This is a genomic window from Candidatus Phycorickettsia trachydisci (assembly GCF_003015145.1).
Classification (GTDB): domain Bacteria; phylum Pseudomonadota; class Alphaproteobacteria; order Rickettsiales; family Rickettsiaceae; genus Phycorickettsia; species Phycorickettsia trachydisci.
Map to the genome: position 1 here is coordinate 300179 of NZ_CP027845.1, position 22393 is coordinate 322571.

At 33.8% G+C, this 22393-nt stretch carries 17 protein-coding genes, 1 tRNA gene and 1 pseudogene; 8 read left to right on the plus strand and 11 right to left on the minus strand.

Annotated features, from left to right (window positions below; genetic code table 11):
- Window positions 1-73: 73 nt before the first annotated feature.
- Window positions 74-150: transfer RNA gene (locus tag phytr_RS01265), tRNA-Met, on the minus strand.
- Window positions 151-335: 185 nt separating this feature from the next.
- Between phytr_RS01265 and phytr_RS01270 the strand changes: the two genes are divergently transcribed.
- Complete coding sequence (locus tag phytr_RS01270) at window positions 336-2213, plus strand: ankyrin repeat domain-containing protein (RefSeq protein WP_106874087.1); 1878 nt, start codon at window positions 336-338, stop codon at window positions 2211-2213.
- Window positions 2214-2431: 218 nt separating this feature from the next.
- Here the strand turns inward: phytr_RS01270 and ssb are convergent, their stop codons facing one another.
- Window positions 2432-2863 (minus strand): single-stranded DNA-binding protein, encoded by a 432-nt coding sequence (gene ssb / locus phytr_RS01275; RefSeq protein WP_106874088.1) that lies wholly within the window; start codon window positions 2861-2863, stop codon window positions 2432-2434.
- A 100-nt stretch (window positions 2864-2963) separates the two neighbouring features.
- Here ssb and uvrA point away from each other — a divergent pair, with 100 nt between their 5' ends.
- Genes uvrA through tyrS form a run of 4 tightly spaced genes read left to right on the plus strand, consistent with a single transcriptional unit; the run spans window position 2964 to window position 8616 of the window.
- Entirely contained in the window at window positions 2964-5816 is a 2853-nt protein-coding gene (gene uvrA / locus phytr_RS01280) for an excinuclease ABC subunit UvrA (RefSeq protein WP_106874089.1), read from the plus strand.
- Window positions 5817-5822: 6 nt separating this feature from the next.
- On the plus strand, window positions 5823-6626 hold the full coding sequence (locus phytr_RS01285) for an RMD1 family protein (RefSeq protein WP_106874090.1): 804 nt from the start codon (window positions 5823-5825) through the stop codon (window positions 6624-6626).
- 2 nt (window positions 6627-6628) lie between these two features.
- The gene (locus phytr_RS01290) at window positions 6629-7381 is read left to right on the plus strand and encodes a methyltransferase domain-containing protein (protein WP_106874091.1); all 753 of its coding nucleotides are present in this window, start codon (window positions 6629-6631) and stop codon (window positions 7379-7381) included.
- Complete coding sequence (tyrS, locus tag phytr_RS01295; RefSeq protein WP_106874092.1) at window positions 7378-8616, plus strand: tyrosine--tRNA ligase; 1239 nt, start codon at window positions 7378-7380, stop codon at window positions 8614-8616. Before phytr_RS01290 ends, tyrS begins: the two co-directional genes overlap by 4 nt.
- 404 nt (window positions 8617-9020) lie before the next feature.
- Here the strand turns inward: tyrS and phytr_RS06520 are convergent.
- The 7 genes and pseudogenes from phytr_RS06520 to phytr_RS01330 form a co-directional block, all read right to left on the minus strand.
- Window positions 9021-9392, minus strand: a pseudogene (locus phytr_RS06520) (ankyrin repeat domain-containing protein); the annotation flags it as partial.
- Window positions 9393-9746: 354 nt separating this feature from the next.
- A complete protein-coding gene (locus tag phytr_RS01305; RefSeq protein WP_106874093.1) occupies window positions 9747-11576 on the minus strand; it encodes an ankyrin repeat domain-containing protein in 1830 nt (609 codons plus the stop codon).
- Between the two features lie 99 nt (window positions 11577-11675).
- Window positions 11676-12365: an amino acid ABC transporter ATP-binding protein gene (locus phytr_RS01310; RefSeq protein ID WP_106874094.1), complete on the minus strand. Its 690-nt coding sequence runs from the start codon at window positions 12363-12365 to the stop codon at window positions 11676-11678.
- On the minus strand, window positions 12362-13015 hold the full coding sequence (locus phytr_RS01315; protein ID WP_199843760.1) for an amino acid ABC transporter permease: 654 nt from the start codon (window positions 13013-13015) through the stop codon (window positions 12362-12364). The genes phytr_RS01310 and phytr_RS01315 overlap by 4 nt, the downstream gene beginning before the upstream one ends.
- 83 nt (window positions 13016-13098) lie before the next feature.
- Window positions 13099-13923 carry an LPS export ABC transporter periplasmic protein LptC gene (gene lptC / locus phytr_RS01320; protein ID WP_158706819.1) on the minus strand — a complete coding sequence of 275 codons (825 nt, stop codon included), beginning with the start codon at window positions 13921-13923 and terminating at the stop codon, window positions 13099-13101.
- A gap of 5 nt (window positions 13924-13928) precedes the next feature.
- Window positions 13929-14873 carry a KpsF/GutQ family sugar-phosphate isomerase gene (locus tag phytr_RS01325; RefSeq protein WP_106874097.1) on the minus strand — a complete coding sequence of 315 codons (945 nt, stop codon included), beginning with the start codon at window positions 14871-14873 and terminating at the stop codon, window positions 13929-13931.
- A gap of 6 nt (window positions 14874-14879) precedes the next feature.
- Window positions 14880-15482, minus strand: coding sequence for a ribonuclease D (locus phytr_RS01330; protein ID WP_106874098.1), 603 nt, complete (start codon window positions 15480-15482; stop codon window positions 14880-14882).
- A 268-nt stretch (window positions 15483-15750) separates the two neighbouring features.
- On the opposite strand from phytr_RS01330, the gene phytr_RS01335 reads away from it, so the two are divergent.
- On the plus strand, window positions 15751-16566 hold the full coding sequence (locus phytr_RS01335) for a hypothetical protein (protein ID WP_106874099.1): 816 nt from the start codon (window positions 15751-15753) through the stop codon (window positions 16564-16566).
- A gap of 72 nt (window positions 16567-16638) precedes the next feature.
- Here phytr_RS01335 and polA read toward each other — a convergent pair whose 3' ends face one another.
- Window positions 16639-19215 carry a DNA polymerase I gene (polA, locus tag phytr_RS01340; protein ID WP_106874100.1) on the minus strand — a complete coding sequence of 859 codons (2577 nt, stop codon included), beginning with the start codon at window positions 19213-19215 and terminating at the stop codon, window positions 16639-16641.
- Window positions 19216-19348: 133 nt separating this feature from the next.
- Here polA and phytr_RS01345 point away from each other — a divergent pair, with 133 nt between their 5' ends.
- Together phytr_RS01345 and phytr_RS01350 are read left to right on the plus strand one after the other, a co-directional pair.
- Complete coding sequence (locus phytr_RS01345; protein ID WP_106874101.1) at window positions 19349-20128, plus strand: MlaE family ABC transporter permease; 780 nt, start codon at window positions 19349-19351, stop codon at window positions 20126-20128.
- Window positions 20129-20132: 4 nt separating this feature from the next.
- Complete coding sequence (locus tag phytr_RS01350) at window positions 20133-20795, plus strand: glutathione S-transferase family protein (RefSeq protein WP_158706820.1); 663 nt, start codon at window positions 20133-20135, stop codon at window positions 20793-20795.
- A 144-nt stretch (window positions 20796-20939) separates the two neighbouring features.
- On the opposite strand, the gene phytr_RS01355 is transcribed toward phytr_RS01350, so the two are convergent.
- Window positions 20940-22340: an ankyrin repeat domain-containing protein gene (locus phytr_RS01355; protein WP_106874103.1), complete on the minus strand. Its 1401-nt coding sequence runs from the start codon at window positions 22338-22340 to the stop codon at window positions 20940-20942.
- Window positions 22341-22393 lie beyond the last annotated feature (53 nt).

Below are 22393 nucleotides of genomic sequence, written 5' to 3' on the forward strand. Positions count from 1 at the left end.
GAAATTGTTTCTCCGATGGACACACTATAAAAGAAGCTGACAACATTACCTTTAAGCGCACTGTAGTAGCTTATGGTTGCGGGAGTAGGATTTGAACCTACGACCTTCAGGTTATGAGCCTGACGAGCTGCCGGGCTGCTCTATCCCGCGGCAATTTGTGCTTAAAGCTACCCTCTATATATACCATTTTTGCTTTACGGAGTCAAGGGCAATTTTTGAGAAAATACTAAAAAGCTCTGCTTTAATTTATATTTAAATAAACAAAATGCAATTATTTTTTATAGTTACTTGTTATCTGTAATTATATATAATGGTAAAAACAACAATGAACAAGTATGACAGATAAATTTGAACTTTTAGACCAGGCTATAGTAAATAATAATCTTCAGGAAGTACAATCTTTGTTAGCAGAAGATACGGGACGCTCCATTATTTCAAGTTTTGACTTTATTACTCCGGCAGCTAAAGCAGGTAATATAGCAATTCTAAAGTATCTTATGCCATATGTACAACCTCAAAATACGGCAATTTTATCAACAGCTATGGGTTATGCGGTAGAAGAAGGTCATATAGAGATAGTAAAGTATTTAATAGACCAAGGAGCCAATTTGCCTGACCGTCGAGTTCATTATGCAAATACTAATATTTTGCAGTTAGCAGCATTCAATAATGATCTTGAAATGGTGAAATATTTAATAAGTCAAGGAGGTGGTCTATATGATGGTGTCAAGATTGTTCGTCGTAAAGATAAAAAAAATGACTTAGTTGAAAAACTTAAGGAAAAAAATAGCTCGCAAGTTCTAGAATATTTAAAGGATATTGAAGTATTTTCTAGAGCTGTTGAATCTGGTGACTTAGAAATGATAAAAAGTTCTCTTGAAAAAGGTATTGACCCAAACATTAGAGTAACTTATTTAGAAACAGGTAATACTGCACCTAAAGCAACACCTTTATGTCAAGCTGCAATGTTTGGTCATAAAGATGTAGTAAAATACCTTGTAGAAAATGGGGCTGAGGTTAATTATAAGTTTAGTACGAATTATCAACTTTATCCTTTACATGTTGCAGCAGAAAATGGTCATCTTGAAATCGTAAAATATTTAGTCCAAAATGGCGCTGATATTCATACCAAATCGGTATCTAATAAATATGACTGTCTAAGTGATTGTACTCCCTTGGATTTGGCTGTTGTAAAAGGTCACCTTGAAATTGTGAAATACTTACACGAAGAATTAGTTGCGGATTTAAATTGTGATCATGTTATAGATCAAGACAAAAATAGTATTATTCATATAGTAGCCCAAAGGGGGTATGTAAAAGTAATGCAATATTTATTGAACACAGGATTAAGCCCGGATGTTAAGAATGAAGATGGTGATACACCTTTATTGTTGGCGACATGGAGTAACCACTTGGAAATGGTAAAATTTTTGCTTGATAAGGTAGTAGATATTGGCGCCAAAGGTAAATCTAATCGTAATGTTTTGGATATTGCATTAGCGGCACATAAACGTATTGATATAGTCTTAGAGATAATGGATCATCCCGAATATCTTGAGCGTTTAATAGATGATACAGAATTTTTAGATCATGGTATAGGTGACAGCAATTATAGGGCATCAAAAGCTATCTTATTACTACAGATCATTAATAAAATTACTCATTATAATGCTGATGAGACCTTAATTAACAAGGTATATAATAAGTATCATCAAGAAATTAAAAAACTTGACGAAACAATTCAAGCATGTCAAAAAGAGTTTAGCGAGATTTCAGTAAACGCGCGGTCATTATGGAGTCCATATATGACTTTTAATTCAAAAACATTAGCGGAAAATCTAATTAATTTAAGAGAAACTTTTAAATCTTTATCTAGTAAGTATAAAGATACCAATGCTTTAGAGTATCGACATACTGCAGCATGTGAATTGTATGAAAAATTAGTTATAGTACTGGATTTGTTGAGGCCAACAGAACTACAAGCTGAAGAAAAAGAACAAATTAAGAAAGTATTAGATGATTATTTAGGTCCTAATTCAGAAGGCAATCATTTTGTTGATCAATCATTTAATCCGCCTATGAAAAAATTATGCATTTCTTTATCTGGGAAATATAAGGAGTCAGTTGATGAAATGGCAATAGAAGAGGGGGGTAAAGAGTTAGGAGAAAGTAACGTAAAATTAACTGGATCTGAAATGTTGATTGATTCATAGAGCTGTTAATGGGTCGTTTATATTTAAGGATTTTTAAGAATTCTAATTATCAAAATTTGATAAGACTATATATTCAAACGTACTGCGGTGTAGCCTCAGTATATATAGTCAATTAACTTTAAATTAACTATAAAACAAAAACTAGTTCCTTAAGAAATTATATGTTTAAAGAATAATCGAGTGGACAACCCCGTAAGCAAATAGCGAGGTTGTTTGTTTTAGAAAGGAATATCGCTACCTTTATTATCGTATAATTCTTCAGATCCTTGAGATCCTCCTTCCTCTCTAGGGGAGCTTGGTTTGCTATCTAATAGAATTAAAACAGCAGATTGATTTTGTAGTACCACCTCAGATGATTGCTTCTCAATGCCATTTGGATCAGTCCATTTTCTTGTGTGCAGGCTTCCATTGATGTAAAGTCTTGTGCCTTTGTGTACATAATTTTTTACTAAAGTTACTAGGCCTTCATAAAAAACTGCAATTCTGTGCCATTCGGTTTTTTCTTTTTTCTCTCCAGAAGCTTTGTCTGTCCATACATCTGTTGTTGCCAGAGAGAAAGAAGCGATCTCCTTACCGTCTTTGGTATAGCGAATCTCTGGTTCTCTGCCGACGTTACCTATTAATTCGACCCTATTTAATCCTACTGCCATAACGTAAATACCCTTGAAAACTTATATTATTCTTGCAATCATAACCCAAAATGTCTTATAATTCTACATATTTTTCATTAATTTGTAATGTTTTTGTTTTATGCAGGATTTTATTGAAGTAGTAGGGGCGAAGGAGCACAATTTAAAGAACGTAACGGTCAAAATTCCTAAATATAAACTAATTGCAATTACTGGTCTTAGTGGATCTGGTAAATCATCCCTTGCATTCGATACAATATACGCAGAGGGACAAAGGCGTTACGTAGAAAGTTTGTCATCATATGCCAGGCAATTTTTAGAGTTACATAATAAACCAGACGTAGAATCTATCAGCGGTCTTTCACCAGCGATTGCTATTGATCAAAAAACTACTTCTAAAAATCCTAGATCAACTGTTGGAACCATTACTGAAATATATGATTACTTAAGGCTTTTATTTGCAAGAGTGGGGGTTCCATACTCTCCCGTTACTGGTAAGCCTATCACTGCGCAAACTGTAACGGAAATAGTTAGCTCTATAAAATCTCTGCCTGAAGGAGTCAGACTATATATCTTAGGACCTATTGCTAGGGGTGAGAAAGGAGAATTCAAGAAAGATATTCAACATTATCAAAAGCAAGGTTATGAAAGGATAATCGTCGATGATTATCTTAGTTCCTTGGATCAAGAATTTAAGATAGATAAAAATAAAAAGCATAATATTGAGATTGTAGTTGATCGTATTGTGATTTCTGATGAGCTTGGCAATAGGCTTGCAGAAAGTGTGGAGCAGGCTATGAAAATTGGTAGAGGTATAATGTATGCTCAAGTTACTCATATCCCGGAAGAAGTTCAAGATTTTGAATACAAGGTAGGTGAGCGTTTAATTTTTTCATCTAGTTACGCATGTCCAATTTCAGGTTTTCAGTTGGAAGAAATAGAGCCAAGAATTTTTTCTTTTAATAGTCCTTTCGGTGCATGTAAAAAGTGTGAAGGTTCGGGTAAGCAGATGACTTTTGATCCTGATTTAATTGTGCCTAATAAAAACTTAAGCATTAATGAGGGTGCTATTAAACCTTGGGATATGAGTAATAATGCCGTGAGGCATGTTTTGAATTCTTTAGCTAAGCATTATGGTTTTAGTTTAGATGAACCGTTTTCTACTCTGACCCAAAAGGTTAAGCAAATTCTTATGAATGGGTCTGAAAATGAAGAGATAATATTTACCGCATATGATGATTTCAAAAGCATAAGTAATAAAAGTCCCTTTGGAGGTATTTTGAAAAGTTTGACAGAGAAGTTGCAAAATACTTCATCTGACTCAATGCGATTTGAGTTAGAAAAATTTATGACAGAGAATGTTTGCCATGTATGTAGTGGTTATAGACTCAAAGAATCGTCTTTGTATGTCAAAATATTGGGTAAGCATATAGGAGAAGTCTGCAAGCTCAGTATTAGAGACACTCTGGCTTGGGTTAGTCTCTTACCAAATAAATTAAGTGCCAAGGAAGTTAATATTGCCGGTAGAGTTGTTAAGGAGGTAAAAGAAAGATTGCAGTTTTTGGTGAATGTTGGACTTGATTATCTGCAGCTTGCACGTGAGTCTAGTACACTTTCAGGAGGAGAGAGTCAGAGAATTAGACTTGCGTCTCAAATTGGATCTGGTTTAACGGGAGTTTTGTATGTATTAGATGAGCCTTCTATTGGTCTTCATCAAAGAGATAACGCACGTTTAATTGATACTCTAAAACATTTAAAAGAACTAGGTAATACCGTTATAGTTGTTGAGCATGATTACGATACTATTTTGAGCTGTGATCATGTTGTGGACGTTGGTCCTGGTGCTGGTATTCATGGAGGGGAGATCATCGCGCAAGGCACTGTTCGAGAAGTTATTGATGATCCAAATAGCATTACGGGTCAGTATTTAAGTGGTAAAAAATCCATACCCTTACCTAAACAGAGAAGGATGGCATCTAAATTTCTTGATTTAAAGGGTGCAACTGCTAATAACTTAAAGAATGTTGATGTACAAGTTCCCTTAGGTATTTTAACAGTAGTAACAGGTGTATCTGGTGGGGGAAAATCTAGTTTGATTATCCATACCCTTTACAAGGCTATACAGAAATATTTGGAAGTATCATCTAAGGCAGTACCTGGACCTTTTAGAGAATTAAAAGGTTTGGAACACATTGATAAGATTATAGATATAGACCAGTCGCCAATTGGTAGGACTCCAAGATCTAATCCCGCAACTTATACAGGTTTATTTAACCATATACGTGATTGGTTTGCAGAACTGCCTGAATCAAAGGCCAGGGGGTACAAAATCAGCCGCTTTTCCTTTAACGTTAAAGGTGGGCGTTGCGAGAGTTGTCAAGGTGATGGAATGATCAAGATAGAGATGCACTTTTTGCCAGATGTATATGTGAAGTGTGATGCTTGCAACGGTAAGAGATATAATCGTGAGACTTTAGAGATTAAGTATAAAGACAAGTCGATTGCCGATATACTTGATATGACTGCTGAAGATGCAATGTACTTTTTTGAAAAGGTACCAAGTATTGCCGATAAGCTTAAAGTCCTCTATCAGGTTGGTCTTGGTTATATGAAAATAGGCCAATCTGCTACGACCTTATCAGGAGGTGAGGCGCAGAGGATTAAGCTTGCTAAGGAGCTTTCCAAGAGATCGACTGGTAAGACAATGTATATCTTGGATGAGCCGACCACGGGTTTGCATTTCGAAGATATTAGTAAGTTATTAGAGGTGCTTCATCACTTAGTGGATTTAGGTAATACTGTGCTTATTATTGAGCATAATATGGACGTAATTAAAACCGCTGATCATATTATTGATGTTGGTCCTGAAGGTGGTGACTTAGGTGGAGAGATAGTAGTAGCGGGGTCTCCGCAAGATGTAGTAAATTGTCCGCAAAGTTTGACGGGCAAATATTTAAAAGATCATTTAAGATAAAATTTTATGCGTTGTTCAGCTTATTGTAGTGCTAATAGTTATGATATAGATGCTTTAACTCAGCACCTAACTAAAAAAGATCAAGCTCCAAACTTTTTTGATGATGTAGTTCATACTCGGCGTAATTTGTCAGGTCAGGAGATAGATGTATTTTATTTTCAATTTGGTTGCGTGGTAATTTGGAGTGCTGATTTGAATCAGGAGAAAGAAATATTAAATGAGCTTCTCACTTTTTCTACTGAGCCTATTCAACCCCCTATTTATCTTGATTTCATATCATATAAACATGATGCATCTTTATCTGAGCACTCAATAGACGAAGAAAGTAACCAAATTGTATTAAAAGAGCTTTCAAGTTTTTCAAAACTAGCAGTTTCATATGCTTTAGCTCAGTCTGCAAAACTTAGCGCTTTAGAAGAATCGGTAAATAACATATTAAAGCAAACAAGTCCTTTAAGACAAGAATTGGCATCTACGGGGAGAGTTTCTTTGTCAAAGACCGAGATATCTAAGCAAATAGGGTTTTTGTTTAATGAGAGATATTCAATTAACTTAACTAGTGATGTGTTAGATACCCCTGAGTTTTTTTGGCGCAAACCTAGTTATGAACCTCTTTATCTTCAAACTGCACGATTTCAAGATATTCAAGTCAGGCAAAGTATTTTGAATAGGCGTTTGGATATGATTCATGAATTCTATGATTTGCTTTCAAACGAACTAAACCATAAAAGTTCTACGCGTCTTGAATTTACCATAATATTCCTCATTACTATTGAAGTTTTATTAGCTTTTAAAAATAATCTTTTTTAAAGGTGCGTCTAATTTTCGATAAAATCAAAGTAAAACTTGATAGAGATAAAGCTGCTAATTTTGCCGGTAATAATTTTCTAAGAGAGCATGCTGCGAAAATAATTCTCAATTGGCTAGAAATGTTTGAAATAAAATCGGGCAAAATTTTGGAATTAGGTGCTTTTACCGGTCATTTAAGCAGGCACTTAGAGGGTTTTGATCTAACAGTTAGTGACATATCAGAAGAAGCGCTTAAAATTAACCCTTGTAAAAATCAAATAATTGGGGATGAGGAAGATTTAGAATTTGATGGTTATGATGTCATTTTATCTTCACTGAACCTGCACTGGATAAATTTTGTACAAGATTTTTTGGCTAAAGTGTATAAGGCTTTAAAGCCAAGTGGAAGATTTATCGCAAATTTTATAGGCGAGGACTCCTTAAAATCTCTGCGCAGCGAGCTAACCAAATTAGAGATACAAACAAATAGTTTATCAATGCCTCATGTTTCTCCTTTTATTACTAAGCAAGACATAACTAGTTTAATGCAAATGGCTGGTTTTAAGGATATAATTACTGACTCTGGACTTTTGGAGGTCACTTACCCTAAGATTTTGAGCGCAATGAAAGACTTGAAAAAAATGGGTGAGTCAAATAAGATTATATCATCTATGGGTCAAGGTTTAGCGCTCAAAGTATATAAAGAGTTATTAAAGGATAACGCGAAATTTACTACGGAATTTACAATCATAACAGTTCACGGAAAGAAGGTATGAAAGGTTTTATAGAGGAATGCATAGATAGAGGATACCTTTATCAAGCAACTAACTTAGACAAGCTGAAGCAGCTAAGTAAAAAGAAGAAAATTGTAGCTTATGTTGGTTATGATTGTACGGCTGCGTCTTTACATGTAGGAAGCCTATTATCTATTATGCTTCTTCGTCTTTTGCAAAAACATGGTCATAAGGTTATTGTATTGATAGGAGATGCTACAACTACTATTGGTGACCCAACGGGCAAAACTCAGGCAAGAAAGATTTTAACTTCAGAGGAAATAGATGCTAATATCAAAGGCATTCACAAATCTTTATCTAAGTTCCTCAAGTTTGGAACGGGTCCTAGTGATGCCTTAATGGTTCGTAACAGCAGTTGGCTAAAAGATATTTCCTACTTAGATTTTTTACGTGAATATGGACGCCATATTTCGGTAAACAAGATGGTAAACATTGAGACTGCAAAGTTACGTTTAGAAAATCAACAGCATTTAAGTTTTTTAGAGTTTAACTACATGCTTATCCAAGGGTTTGATTTTTGTCATTTAAGTAAACATTGTGGTTGCAATTTGCAAATAGGAGGAAGTGATCAATGGGGCAATATCATCATGGGTGTTGAGATGGCTCACAAAGCCTTAGATCAAGAACTGTTGGGATTAACTATACCTCTTTTAACAACGGCAAGTGGAGCAAAAATGGGCAAAACGGCTGATGGTGCTATATGGTTAAATGAAGAGATGTTATCACCTTATGATTATTACCAATACTGGCGCAACGTTCATGATGATGATGTAGTTAAGTTTGCTAATTTATACGCTGAATTTGATAAAGGAGATATGGAAGATTTTGTCCAGCTTGCATCAAACGATATAAACGCAGCTAAAAAGGCTTTAGCATTTAAGTCAACAAGCATTTGTCACGGGGAAGAAGCTGCAACAGATGCGCAAAATACAGCTTCTTTGGTCTTTGAGCAAAATGCTATAGAAGCTAATTTACCGAGTTTTGAAATTGAAGGCAGTGTGATAGCTGAAGGGGTACCTATTAGTAAATTATTGAGTTTATCAGGCTTGGCGGCCTCTAATTCTGAAGGTAAGCGTTTAGTTCGAAATAATGGTGTTAAGATTAATAATCAAAGAGTTATAGATGAAAACTTAATAGTTGATACCTCTTATTTTAATGATAATATTCTCAAGCTCTCATCAAGTAGCAAAAAGCATATTTTAGTGAGAATTAAGTAAGAAGGTTTTAACACATAATTTTGTTTACGTGATACGAATGATTAACGATCATGAGAGAAGGGATTGATATTTTTAAGTGTACGATTCAACCAACTTTCTTGAGTTTTTTCTTCTTCTGTTTGTGTAGAAGATGTAGTTGTTCGTCTTACTTGTGTAGAAGGACTTTGAGGGCTTGTTTGAGTATACTTATCTGAGCGTAATTTTTATGTAGGTATCGTATCGGTTTTTGCTGCATCGATAAATTTTTGTTTATCTTGATATTCTTTAATCATGCCTGCTATTTCTGTTTGTCCATTTTCAATAGCATAATCATATGGCATCTTTTCATAATCTGCCTTTTTAAGACTTTTTCTTCTGCCTACTATTGATTGTGTGTATACAGGTAACTCTAAATTTACATGGTGTTTTAATAACTCAGCTACAATATCTGACCTGCCCGAATCGATAGCTGTACATAAAATCGATGTACCATGGGCGTCAAATCGGTTAGGAGAGGCATTGTTTTTTAAAAATACCCTTACTGCTTCAATATCACTTCTTCTTGCAAATCTATGTAAAGGTGTAGGGTGTTCCTTATTTCTATTATCAACATTTTTTACATGTCTCAGAACTTCTTCTATTATTTTGGTATCTATCTTTGTTAACGAAGATGTTTCGTTATCTACAAGGTCTGTGCTAAGATAGAGTAATAACCTTGCTTCTGAAGTAATATCACAGCACTCAAAAAGGGTTTTGACCTTTTCTAGATCATTTTTAACGAAGGCTTGATAAAACAGCTTGGTCTACGTTTAATTGACCTCCTGAATAACCTAATTTATCTTTTTGCTCTTGAGTAAGATTAGGTTTTAATTCGCCAATAGGTGTACTTACCATATAATAGTTTTATTTAGTTGTTTTGAGTAGATTTTACCTCCAAATTTAGCCAACATTGAGAATTAAATATAGTTTAATTTCAAAATTAAAGTGAAAGTTGCAATTAAGCCTCGTAAAAAGGAATTGTTATATTTACAATCCTATATTCTATAAAACTTTTATGGGCACTATTAATAAAGTAGGTGATAATCTTCCATGGAGGCTAAAGCTATGAAAGATATGATTAATATTTCACAGTGATTTTATTAAGCAAGTATCTAATATAACCCTTCGTTGGCGTAAAGCTCTGGTAACTTGTGATGATCTATCGCGTGATCTCCTTGACCAAATAATTTATCAAATTCACCAAATTCATGTATAGCCCCAGCAACATCAGGATCTGGTCTCTTTAAGCCGTGTGGGTCAAGTGGCTTAATCTTAATAGGTGGGCGCGGTGCTTTGCCAGCTAAATGTTTAAATTCAGGTGGTACCACAAGCTCTACATACTCAGCGCCATCGCCAACTGGTATCATAGCTAGATCCTTTGGTATCCATGGACTTCTACCTAGCGAAGCATCTTTCCAGTCTTCGGGATACATGGCAAGTTCTCCAACGACGTCGAAAAGTGGCTTTGTTTTATTAATATTAAATGAAGAATCTAGGTTTTTTCTCACTTTAATCACAGAGTAATATATTTTTGCGCACAAATACTGAATATGTTTATTACTAGGCCATCTTTTACTTACAAAACTTAAGTCTACTTTAGAAAATTCGTTAACTCTTTCTTGATCTTCTTCTTCTACCGATTCTTTGTCGACAAACATTTGAAATGAGAGTTCTTCCATCTCATCTAGTAGGTCATTTAATGTTTCTACAGATCTTCTTAATGCTTCAATTGCTATATCTCTGGTAAATATGTCATCTTTAACTTTGTAAGGATTTTTTCCAAATGCTAAAACATATCCTTTATGCTTAATTGAAACTAAAGAATTTGACCTGATATCTAATAATCCACCATTGAAAAACGCGTTGATAAATGTAAATAATCCACAAACTTTATTATGTTGAGTAGTAAGACCCTTATGAAATAAGTGCTCTATATTATTTACCAAATACGCAGTCAAAAATGACTTATCTATAATACAATTGTGTAAAGAAGGATTTAAAGAAAGGAGGAATAATAATGCATCAAAGGCGTGGTTACCAACAGCATAGTGAAAACAAGAATCTCCTACAAGGTTTAGTCTGTTGAGGTAAGTTTTATCTATTTTTAGAAAGAGCTTCATTATATCTGGGTGATTGTACGCAGCAGCTACGTGAAAAGGTTCGCATCCATCAACATCACCGGGCCAATTTTTTATCGCCCGATTATCCTCTATAAAATGTTTAACTACTTCGTATTGACCGGTTCGTGCTGCATCATGCATAGGTAATTTTCCGCTGTTATCAGCCATACCAGCCAGATGCCACATATGCAAACTCGTATAATATTTTACTGTGTATAGTTTTCCAGATTCTGCAGCATAATGAAGAGGATTTCGACCTGCATCATCTTTTGTGTCAGGTTCTACACCTTGTCTGCGTAAAAATTTAATAAGTGGAATATGTCCTTCCCATGATGCTGCATGTATAGCTTCTTGACCATAATTGTCTCTGGAATGCATGTCTGCACCGTGAGTTAGTAAGAATTCCATCACTCCAACATACCCTCCCCAAGAAGCGTAGTGTACTACACTTCTTCCCTCGTCATCAGTTGCAGAGAGGATAGGGAAAGAATCGGGTTGAACATTTTCTTTCTGCTTATTTATAGGAGAGGCGCAGTTATTGCTTAGGATATTCGTTCCATAAGTACTAGTAAATGGTGTTGGTTTTTGCGGTACTTTATATGTTTCTGGATTAACGCCGCATAAAAGCATTACTTTACGCAAATTACCATTTTTAGCTGCTGTAAATAAATGATCTATTTGTTGTGCGGTATATGATAAGTTGTTTTTATCTTCGAATTGTTGATTTATATCTAGTTGTTGATTTGTATCTGGATTTGGACTTAAATTTTGCGGGCTGTAAGGCGCATTTGGGTTCTCCTGATTTTGTTTAGAGCCTTTCATATTTGTAATATATTAAGATTATCTTTAACCTAGTATATCTTGTGTAATATATATGATCAATCTGTAAAAAGATGAAAAGCTATGGTAAAACTATAAAAATTATTCTAAAAATAATCTTGCTCTATGTGAATCTGGATCTTCAAAAAACCCCTGTATATCTTGATGGCAAAGAGCCATTCCTTGTTCCATAAATATAATTCTATCAGCAACTGCTCTAGCAAAACTAATTTCATGGCTTACTATAAGCATGGTGATAGAGGATTTGAGCTCGCAAATGATTTTTATTAACAGGGCTGTTGATTCTCTGTCTAATGCTGAAGTAGGCTCATCGAAAAGCAGGATTTCAGGGTCTAGCATCAGTGCCCTTGCAATTGCGACTCTTTGTTTTTGTCCACCCGAAAGTTCTTTCGGTTTAGCATTTATCTTATTGCTTAACCCTAGGTTTAATAAGAGATCTTTGGCTTTGGTGATTAATTTTGCTTTAGGATTTAAAAGTCTCGGTGCATAAGTAAGATTTTCTAAAACTGTAAAATGAGGAAATAAATTAAAATTTTGGAATACTAAGCCGATCTTGGATAATTGTTTTTCTTTTGTAATTTCTTTACCGTGCAGATACATTTTACCTGAATCAATTTGTTCAAGCTTTTTTATACATCTCAGTAAAGTTGATTTGCCGCTACCCGACGGGCCTAAAATTACCGTAGTTTTTCCTTCCTCAAAAGTTAAAGAGATATCTTTAAGGGCTACTTGGTCTCCAAATTTTTTAGATAAATTTTCTATTCTGATCATATTGCAACCTTCCGCGTTACGACGTCTGCTAAATAATTTAATATGGATATCATTATGTAATAACAAACGCCAGCAGTAATCATGGGAGTAAAATAAGTATACTTTTGAGAAACAACAATACCAGCTCTATACATTAGATCCATACCACCTAAAACAGATATAAGAGAAGATTCCTTTAGCATATTTATTAGTTCGTTAACTAAAGCGGGTAAAATATTCCTTATAGCTTGGGGTAATATTACATCCTTATAAGCGTAATATGGAGGAATTCCTAAGACCTTAGTTGCTTCGAACTGACCTTTATCAATAGACATAATGCCGGCTTTGATAATTTCTGATACGTAGGCTGCAGAATTTAGGGAAAATGCTATGACGCCGGCAGCAAAAATGCCTAAATCGATTTGTAGTAACCCGGGTAAACCAAAATAAATTATATTTAATTGCAGCAGGAGAGGGGTGCCTCTAAAAATGGAGGTATAGAAATTTGCGAAAAATTTTATTATTTTGTTATGCGAAAGCTTGCAAATAGTAAGAATAATCCCTAGAAATAATCCGCATACAACAGACACAGATGCATATTGCAAATTAAGCAAGGCGCCTTGGGCAATGTACAAAAAGTCTGGTCCATTTTCTATTAAAAAAGATGTAATATCCTCCAACATAAATTAAAACTTAAAAGTATAATAATAACCTATCTGCAGCAAAATCAAAAACATATTAATTGCCATAAACACTACTTGATTTGTACTTTGAAAACATCAGTAATAATAAGGTTGTTATTTTGTTGAATTTTTACATGTTTTTTAGCGCACAATAACCTAGTATTTCCATCATAATCGGCGCTATAACCCGTCATGAATTCATCTGGATTATCTTTATTGATTATCTTGAAAGGTGAAGTGATAAAAGCTTTATCAATCTGTTGTTGACCTTGATTTGAGGCTATTTGTAAATTTAAGTTATTTGTATTTAGAACATATTTTTGAGAGACTCCTTTAACACTGTCGATAAATTTAAAGATTTTTCCTTCATCTTTTATATCTAAGGCTTTTGAGGTGATTAACAAATCATCATCTTTAGCTTTAGAAATAATGTGGGCCTGGATATTATGAAGGCATTTAGCATCCTTAAAATCATTAAAAACCGTACATGTATCTGCCTTAAAATCACCTTGTTCTAGTTTTAAGAGTACATTGTGTTCTAAGTATAATTTTCCGGTATTTAGCTCCATACGAGCGTAATCGGAGGTTAATATATATCCCTCTTTAATTACACGTACTTTTTGATTTAAGGTCAAAATTTCATCTTTTTGATCAAATTGCCCCTTATCAGAATAAATGCGAATTTTCTGTTTTTGATCATCAAAAATTCCCTCAATATCTGTTAAATCAAATGTTTGAGTAGCATTATTGCTTAACGTTGAGGCTGTGATTTCATATTTAAACTTGCGACTTGTGCCTTGAAAATTGAGATTGGAAGCATTTAAATCGTATTTAGATGGTAAAATTTCTTTTGCTATAGAGCTTGTAGCAGTAAAGAATATGACAAAATAAAACAAAAACTTCACATTAATCCCGCTCTTAATAAATCATGAATATGTATAATGCCAACCAACTTACCATCTTCGGCAACTAAGAGATTAGTAATAGATTTTTCATTCATTTCTTTGAGTGCTTCAAATGCTAAAGTTTTTGGTGATATCATTTTTTGTTTAACCGACATAATATCACGTGCTGGAAAATTAAATATATTTTGACTCATATGTCTTCTTAAGTCACCATCTGTGATAATTCCCACAATATATCCATCGTCTACGATAACGCAGCACCCAAGACTTTTTCGCGTCATTTCAATAAGTACTTCGGACATTTGAGTATCTGGTTTAACTACTGGCAGTCTTTCACCCACGTGCATTAATTGATCAACAGTTTTAAGTCTTGCTCCTAACTTACCTCCTGGATGAAAAGTGCCAAATATGTTATGACAAATATTTCTTTCTTCATGATTTGCTACTACCAATGCATCACCTAATGCTAACATCATAGTACTGGATGTGGTAGGAGCCCCAATGTTGGAAGCTTCTTTCCATTTGGGTATTTGTAGTAAAAAATCGCTGTATTTGGCTAAGGTAGATTTAGGATTCATAGTTACGGCTACAATTTTTATATCGAACCTTTTGCAATAATTAATGATGTCTCCTAGTTCTTTGGTTTCTCCAGAGTTAGACAATAAAAATACAAGATCCTCTTTGGTAATCATCCCAAGATCTCCATGGCTGGCTTCAGCAGGATGTAAATAAATAGATGGTGTGCCAGTTGATGAAAAGCTTGCTGCAATCTTATGGGCAATATATCCACTTTTACCAATGCCCGCAAATATAAGTCTTCCATTTAAAGAAAGTATTTTTTCTACAATTTCGCTAAATACTGGCGATAAATTGTTTGCAAGATCAATAAGGGCCTCAGCTTCTTGTTTTATAACTTCTTTACCCCTTAAATATTTATCCATAAAATTTTAATGTGCAAAAATATCATCTTCCCATCCTCTTAGATCTAATTCAACTCTTGTTGGGAGAAAATCACAAATTTTTTGAACTAACTCAAATCTACCTTCATTTTTTAATATGCCAGTGAGTTTATCTTTAATTTGATGAAGATACAATACGTCGTTTGCAGCATAGTCTTCTTGTTCTTTGGATAAATTCTTTGCTCCCCAATAAGATGATTGTTGTTGTTTAGATATACCAACACTTAACAACTCTGCGCATATAGTCCTTAAACCATGGTTATCAGTATAGGTACGTGCTATTTTTGAAGCTATTTTGGTACAAAACACATTTTGTAAACTAACGCCTAGATATTGCTTTATCGCCGCCATATCGAATCTTGCGTAATGCATAATTTTGACTGAATCAGGATCGCTTAGTAATTTTTTAAGATTGAGAGCATTATATTCCTTGTCTTGAAATTTAATAAGATAAGTATGCTTACCGTTGTTCATTTGCAGGAGGCAAAGGCGATCGCGTTTAAGGTTGAGGCCCATAGTTTCAGTATCGATTGCCAAATCCCCTTTAATTATAACATCGTCGGGTAAATCGTTAGTAAATTTATATATCATGCTATTTCGATTAATTTAGATTGCTAAGTATTTAGTGTATTAATAAACATAGAGTATAAGATATTATATAGGTAATTGTAAATTAAATATGTATTGGTAGGTAATTTGTTTTATCTTTTAAGACGTTTGATTTATTATTAAGACTTACTTTTTTAATTACATTGATTTAAATAGTTAAAAAATATTTAAGATTTTTTTATTATAGATGTTGATTCATTAGAAATGATGTGATATAAATGCTATAAGCTAATAATTCGGCAACATTTTTATGAACGTAAGAACCATCGCAACAAAACTTTTCAAACCAAGTACAGCAACTTTCACTAATAAGTCTGCAATTATTAAATCAAGTGCGGTACCTTCTACTGGTAAGTCTGCATTTACTCAGATTGATAAAAAGTATATAAATTCTTTTAGAGTTTTTAATGAACAAGATCATTGGAGACACGCAGAATATTATGCTCAAAAATCTAAAGAATCTGCAATAGAAGCGAAAACAGCTTTATTTAAAATTCCTAGTGACTTAAATAACAATTTAGGTGGTATAGGATCCCAAGGCGTTGCTGCCCTTAAATCAATCCCCACTGTTGGAGGAGGTTTATTTGCTGCAAAACTAGGCGTATCTCTAATGCCTAATTTCCTACTAAAGTCTGTTATCCAACTTCCTATTAATTGTATGTTTAGTAATCCTTTTCTAACTACTTTAGGTCTTATGGGTTTTCAAATAGCAAAAGAGCCAAAATATTTAAAAGACACAACAAAAAATGTTGGAAAAGTCTTATATCATACTCCTGCATCTTTATATAATGCTAGCCAAGGAGCTTTAGAAGCTTCAAAAGCAAGTATGATGCCTAAAAAGTATAATACTTTTGTATATGGCGAAGAAAAAGATTCCGTGGTAGTTTTTCCAGCACTCTGTGAAAATAAAGGTGAGGGTGTTAAAGAATACTCTATATATAAAGACATGAAACCAGGTTCTGAATTTATAGGTCAAGTGGATACGGATACATTTGAAATAACTGACCCAGCACTTCAACTATTAGGTAATCCCTTGGAAGATTGTACCTTACATGAAGTTAGTTAAATAAATTTCAAAAGATAGGTAGGTAAGTTTTTATCTACCTGGTCTATTACCTTAATATTTTAAAATCTTAATTCAAATCCCTTTCATTTCACTCCAATTTTGTCCGACTTTTATATCTACAAATAAAGGCATATTAAAAGCTTTTTCCATGCAAGATTTAATAACGGGAGCAACTTTTAGGACTTCATGTTCTGGAGCGATTAATAAAATTTCATCGTGAATCTGTAAAATAATTTTAGTTTCGAATTTTTCTTTTTCTAAAATCTTATCTAAATTTATCAAAGCAATTTTAGTAATATCCGCTGCTAGGCTTTGGATTGGGGCATTTATGGCTGCACGCTCGGCTAAGCTTTTAATTTGAAAATTGCGATCGTTAATTCCTGGCACAAAGCACTTACGTCCGAGAAAATTTTGCACAAATCCATGTTTATATGCAAAAGATTTAGTTGTTTTGCAATACTCTTCAATACCAGGATATTTAGCAAAATAACTCTTGATGTAGGTATCTGCTTCTTTTGTCGGAATACTTAGATTTTGCCCTAGACCATAGCCGCTAATTCCATATATTATACCGAAATTAATCGCTTTAGCCTTGCGTCTTAATTCGGAAGTAACCTGCGTGCGCGGTATATGAAACATTTCGCTTGCGGTGATTGTGTGGATATCTTGATTTTGTCTAAATGCCTCTTGCATTGATTCAATTTTTGCAACTTCTGCTAAGACTCTTAATTCGATTTGAGAATAATCTCCTGATATAAGCTTGTAACCTTTTGGTGCTATGAAGGCTTTCCTAATCATCAAGCCTTCATCTGTCTTTATAGGAATATTTTGAAGATTTGGTTCAATTGACGATAGTCTGCCCGTTGTTGTGGAAGTTTGCAAAAAGTGTGTGTGTAACTTACCAGTCTTAGTATTAATTTGTAAGGGTAAAGAATCGGTGTAGGTATTTTTCAGCTTAGCTAAATGACGCCATTGAATAACAAGATTTGCAATTTCATAACCTTGCCTGGCAAGTGTTGAAAGAGTAGATATATCCGTAACATAACTTTGTGATTTACCAGATTTTTTAGCTCCGGGTAATTTAAGATGATCAAATAAAACTTCGCCCAGTTGTTTAGCTGATGCTATATTAAATTTTTTTTCTGCTATTGAAATGATTTTATCTTCAATTACATCTAATTGTTTTGAAAACTCATTTGATAGCTCTTGCATCTTATCCACATCTATAATGCAGCCTTCTTTTTCAATTTTAAAAAGTGTATAAGTAAGAGGTAAATCAATCTGGTTATATAAATATAAGGCTTTATTCTGAAAAAGCTTTTGTTGCAAAGATGAATATAAGTCTGGTAAAAAGGCACATGAATTACCGTTTAGTACGTAACCATTACAGTTGATATCAAAAATTTTGCTAATTATATCGGCAAGGTTGAGTTGTTTGTTACCTGCAGATAAGACGTAATACATTAGCATCACGTCATGACATGCTTTAAACTCAAATGTGCCAATATGACGCAATGTGTACATCATTTGCTTCAGATCATAGGTAATTTTGATAACTGATTCATTAGCCAATAAATCTATAACGAAATCTAAAAATACTCCTTCTAAATTAAACTCGTATACTATGTTTGACTGGTAGCTCAGAAATACTTGATTATCTTTAATAATTAGCCCAGTTACTCCTTGTTCATCAATATTTTCTTTTATCTCATTTAATTTCTTTGAATCATCTATAATCTGCGTGCTGATTGTTCTGTTCGTATCACCCTGAGAATACTTATGGGCTTGTTGAAGTTGAAAAATTTTTTCAGCTCTAGGTACAAGTGACTTAAACCCGTATTTTTGCAGAAAGTCAAAAATATTTTCGCCAGCTGGTTGCGTCCATACCAAATCTTCCCATGGCACTTCTAATTCATCATGAAGTTTTACCAGTTTTGCTGATAAAAATGCGTTATTTTTGCCTTGTACTAGTAACTCTTTCCGTTTATTTTCAGGTAATTTATCTAAGTTAGCATAAATATTTTCTAAATTTCCGAATTCTTGCAATAAACTTGATGCAGCTTTTGGACCTAATCCCTTAATGCCTGGAACATTATCTGCAGAATCTCCAACAATTGACAGATAATCAAGCATTTGTGCTGGAGTGACGCCAAATTTTTTGACTACTTCATCTAGCTTTATGTATATCTGATTTACGGGATCAAACATCCAAACCTTATCATTAACTAGCTGCATTAAATCCTTATCACTGGAGATAATAATTGCTCTATCTCCTTTAGAATTAGCTTTTTTTGCCAAGGAAGCAATGATGTCGTCTGCTTCAAAACCTGCTGCCTCAAGGACTTTAAAATTTAGAGCACTAGCTGCATCACGAAGCAATGGTAACTGCATCTTTAATGCTTCAGGTACAGGAGGGCGATGTTGTTTATATTCAGGATAGATTTCATGCCTGAAAGTTGGACCAGCATGATCAAACACTACGGCAGCTCTTTGAGGTTGGAAATCATTAATTAATTTGAGTAGCATTGATGTAAACCCATAAATACATCCAACAGGGAAATCTTTATAAGTTAAAGGTGGTTGAATATGAAAAGATCTGAATGCAAAACCATAACCATCTATAATTAAAGTGCTTGCTTTTGTCAGCATTGTAAATTAAATTAATGTGTAATATAAACTAGCTATATACTTTAAAATTTTAACGATATCACATAGCATTAAAAATTGATAGCTTATAGATGAATCTAAGTTTATTATTATAGAAAGATTTGATATTAGCAAAATGAACATATTTAAGATTACAAGAGCTGTAGGAGCGAATTTTTTACGTTTTTTGATTGATGCTGCTAAACAAACGGTAGCAACGATTCAAATGATTAGGGATGCTATAACGCCGCCTTTTTATACTAAAAATTTTTTGGATCAGCTTATATTTATAGGATTTTATTCATTGCCAATAGTTGCAATGACAGCTTTGTTCTCAGGTGCGGTGATGGCTCTTCAAAGCTATACTGGTTTTGCAAGATTTTCGGGAGAAAATACTGTTCCAATGGTCGTTGCCATATCTTTAACTAGAGAGCTCGCACCAGTGTTAACTGGTTTAATGGTCACTGCAAGGGTAGGAGCTTCTTTTGCTGCAGAACTTGCTACCATGCGTATTACAGAACAAATAGATGCGCTTTATACTCTTTCAACTAACTCTATTAAATTTTTAATTACTCCTAGAGTAATAGCAAGTATATTTTGTATGCCATTTTTAGTTATCATGGCTGATATTTTGGGTATTATGGGAGGTTATTTAGTAGGGGTCTATAAGCTTTCATTTAACAGTGCAATTTATATAAATAATACCGTGAAATATTTAGATGCATCAGATGTATCATCTGGACTTATCAAAGCCGCTTTTTTTGGTCTAATAATTTCATCAACAAGCTGTTATTTCGGATATAATGCTACACAAGGATCAAGGGGAGTAGGAATTGCGGCTACAAGAACAGTTGTAAGTTCATCTATTCTGATTTTAATAGCTAATTATGTAATTACCGCACTCCTTTTTGAATAATATAATGCAGATATATCATCATTTTTTATGTCCATTTTCTAAACAGATCGCAATATTAATGAGTGAGCTTGATATTGCTCATATCAAAATAGAACATCAATTTTGGAAGCCTAATCCGGAGTTTGATAGTTTAAGTATGTGGGGAGAGAGACCTGTGATGATTGTGGAGGATACTGTGATAGTGGGTACCTATCCTTGTTTTGAGTATATTTTAGCTGAAACAGACAATAAATATCTCCTTAGCTCAGATCTAATAACTTTAACGCGTATTAGGCAAGTTGCGAACTGGTTTAATAAGCATTTTTATGAACAAGTCTCAGCTCATATAATTCACGAGAAGTTAGTAAAGATATTCTCAACCCGTGAATACATAGACACTAGCATCATGCGTCTTGCTCACAAAAACTTACATGAGCATATGTTAAAGATGAGTGCTATTATCGACATGCAAGGATACTTGGCTCAAGATGATTTGAGTTATGCAGATCTTGTGGCTGCATCTCATTTAGCAGTTATAGATTATTTCGGAGATATTAATTGGTCACTATACCCAAAAGTAAAGGAATGGTATTGTTTGATTAAATCTAGGCCAATATTCCGAAGTAATTTGGAAGGGAAAATAACAGGTATCGACCCTTCAAAAAACTATCTTAAGCTTGATTTCTAATAGCTTAATAATAAGTCATATATGCGCTTTGGTAAAAAGCTATAGCTTCTTTATGTATTGAGTATAAATCTTTTAAAGCTTTTCAAAAATCTGCACAAAGAATTTATTGAAGACAATAATTAAATCCCTCGCATGATCTAATAATCATCCACTTAAATCCATAGACGCTTCGTTTGATGAATTCATCCCGACAAGAACCAGAGCTGCATCTAATTCTTGGCTAACTAGAGGAGTTTGAAGTTGTTCGGTAGAAATAATATCTGCAGAATTTGTAAAATTATCTAATATTACAGAGATCAACGGATCATTTAATGCGTATGGAATATTAGTAACGCTATGTATGCTATCGTGCAGCAGCTGTATTGCAGTTATTGTTTTATTTGCAATGACACTTTGGGGTTGATCGCTTGCATCACTATGATCTTCTAAAGCTTTTTGCTCAAAATAATTTTGCTTTTTTGCAAATTGTATTAATGTTTTATGTGCCTTACAAAGAGCTGCTAAGTTTATTCTTAATACATCTTGGGGAATAAATTCATTTAGCAATTTTGCTCTTTTTAAAGCTTGATTACCTACGTCCCTTGCTACTTTCTCATGTTTGGTATAATAATTCTCATTATCATAATCATATTCGGCCTTAGAGTACATATCAGCCACACTAACAGGGACTACATCTCTGAGGCTTATATCTTCACGAATTCCCACCACAAACCCTCCGTGAGCTTCTCCTTTTTTTAAGTTAAAATTAGCACCGTAATCTTTTAAAAGATGCAAAAAGTTTACTAGTAATTCTTCGTTAATCTCAGAGGTTAGTGCATACTTATCGACCAAATCAAATAAAGGCGTATGGCCATAGAGATTGGTTATGTTAGGATTTGCTCTTTTCTCTAACAGGCGTTTTGTTGTGTGATAGTCTTTTTCCCTACAAGATATATGCAATGCTGTTGAACCACTTGCATTTTGATGATTTAAATTTGTATCATTTTCTAACAGCCAATTAATCGCTTCTGTATTTCTTGATTCAATTGCTATCATCAGTTCGGATTTTACACCCGGAACTTTCTTAATATCTTCTGGTCGAAAGCAAGATAATATTTCTGCAGTTATGCCTCCAAATTTACCGGAAATAAAATGTAAGAGAGAATATCCTTTATAGTCTCCTTCGCCAGAATATATTAGATTTGGATAATATTTTTCTCCTTTATCAGACTTTAAAGCTTTTATAATTTTTTTAAAAATTGCTTCTGCTTTATTTTTACTAAATTTAAGCGCTTCATCAAAGGCCTCCATATGTTTCTGTTGAAGCCTTTCGACTTCTTTCCTTTTTTCCTGAGCTTGGTTTAAAATTTGATCGTACTTCTTTACAACTTCTTCAAAAGATCCGGGTGCAAGTTTGGTGCCAATAAATTTCTTTTGCGCTTCTTTAACTTTGGCTTCAATATCTCTTGTTATGTATCGAAGGTCGCCTAATTTAACAATTATCGGCGTAAGGTCTGGACTAAGGCTTTCTATCATTTCATTAAATAATTCTTCAATTTCTGACATATAATATTAAGTTTACTTGCTATAACATTAATTATACACAAATTTTAAAAAAT

Bases quoted from the DNA above. Each gene is read 5' to 3' on its own strand.
- phytr_RS01305 (WP_106874093.1), bottom strand. From the start codon at position 11,576: ATGAAAGGCTCTAAACAAAATCAGGAGAACCCAAATGCGCCTTACAGC.
- polA (WP_106874100.1), bottom strand. From the start codon at position 19,215: ATGCTGACAAAAGCAAGCACTTTAATTATAGATGGTTATGGTTTTGCA.
- phytr_RS01325 (WP_106874097.1), bottom strand. From the start codon at position 14,873: ATGGATAAATATTTAAGGGGTAAAGAAGTTATAAAACAAGAAGCTGAG.
- tyrS (WP_106874092.1), top strand. From the start codon at position 7,378: ATGAAAGGTTTTATAGAGGAATGCATAGATAGAGGATACCTTTATCAA.
- phytr_RS01355 (WP_106874103.1), bottom strand. From the start codon at position 22,340: ATGTCAGAAATTGAAGAATTATTTAATGAAATGATAGAAAGCCTTAGT.
- phytr_RS01310 (WP_106874094.1), bottom strand. From the start codon at position 12,365: ATGATCAGAATAGAAAATTTATCTAAAAAATTTGGAGACCAAGTAGCC.
- phytr_RS01350 (WP_158706820.1), top strand. From the start codon at position 20,133: ATGCAGATATATCATCATTTTTTATGTCCATTTTCTAAACAGATCGCA.
- uvrA (WP_106874089.1), top strand. From the start codon at position 2,964: ATGCAGGATTTTATTGAAGTAGTAGGGGCGAAGGAGCACAATTTAAAG.
- phytr_RS01335 (WP_106874099.1), top strand. From the start codon at position 15,751: ATGAACGTAAGAACCATCGCAACAAAACTTTTCAAACCAAGTACAGCA.
- phytr_RS01330 (WP_106874098.1), bottom strand. From the start codon at position 15,482: ATGATATATAAATTTACTAACGATTTACCCGACGATGTTATAATTAAA.
- ssb (WP_106874088.1), bottom strand. From the start codon at position 2,863: ATGGCAGTAGGATTAAATAGGGTCGAATTAATAGGTAACGTCGGCAGA.
- phytr_RS01270 (WP_106874087.1), top strand. From the start codon at position 336: ATGACAGATAAATTTGAACTTTTAGACCAGGCTATAGTAAATAATAAT.
- phytr_RS01285 (WP_106874090.1), top strand. From the start codon at position 5,823: ATGCGTTGTTCAGCTTATTGTAGTGCTAATAGTTATGATATAGATGCT.
- phytr_RS01345 (WP_106874101.1), top strand. From the start codon at position 19,349: ATGAACATATTTAAGATTACAAGAGCTGTAGGAGCGAATTTTTTACGT.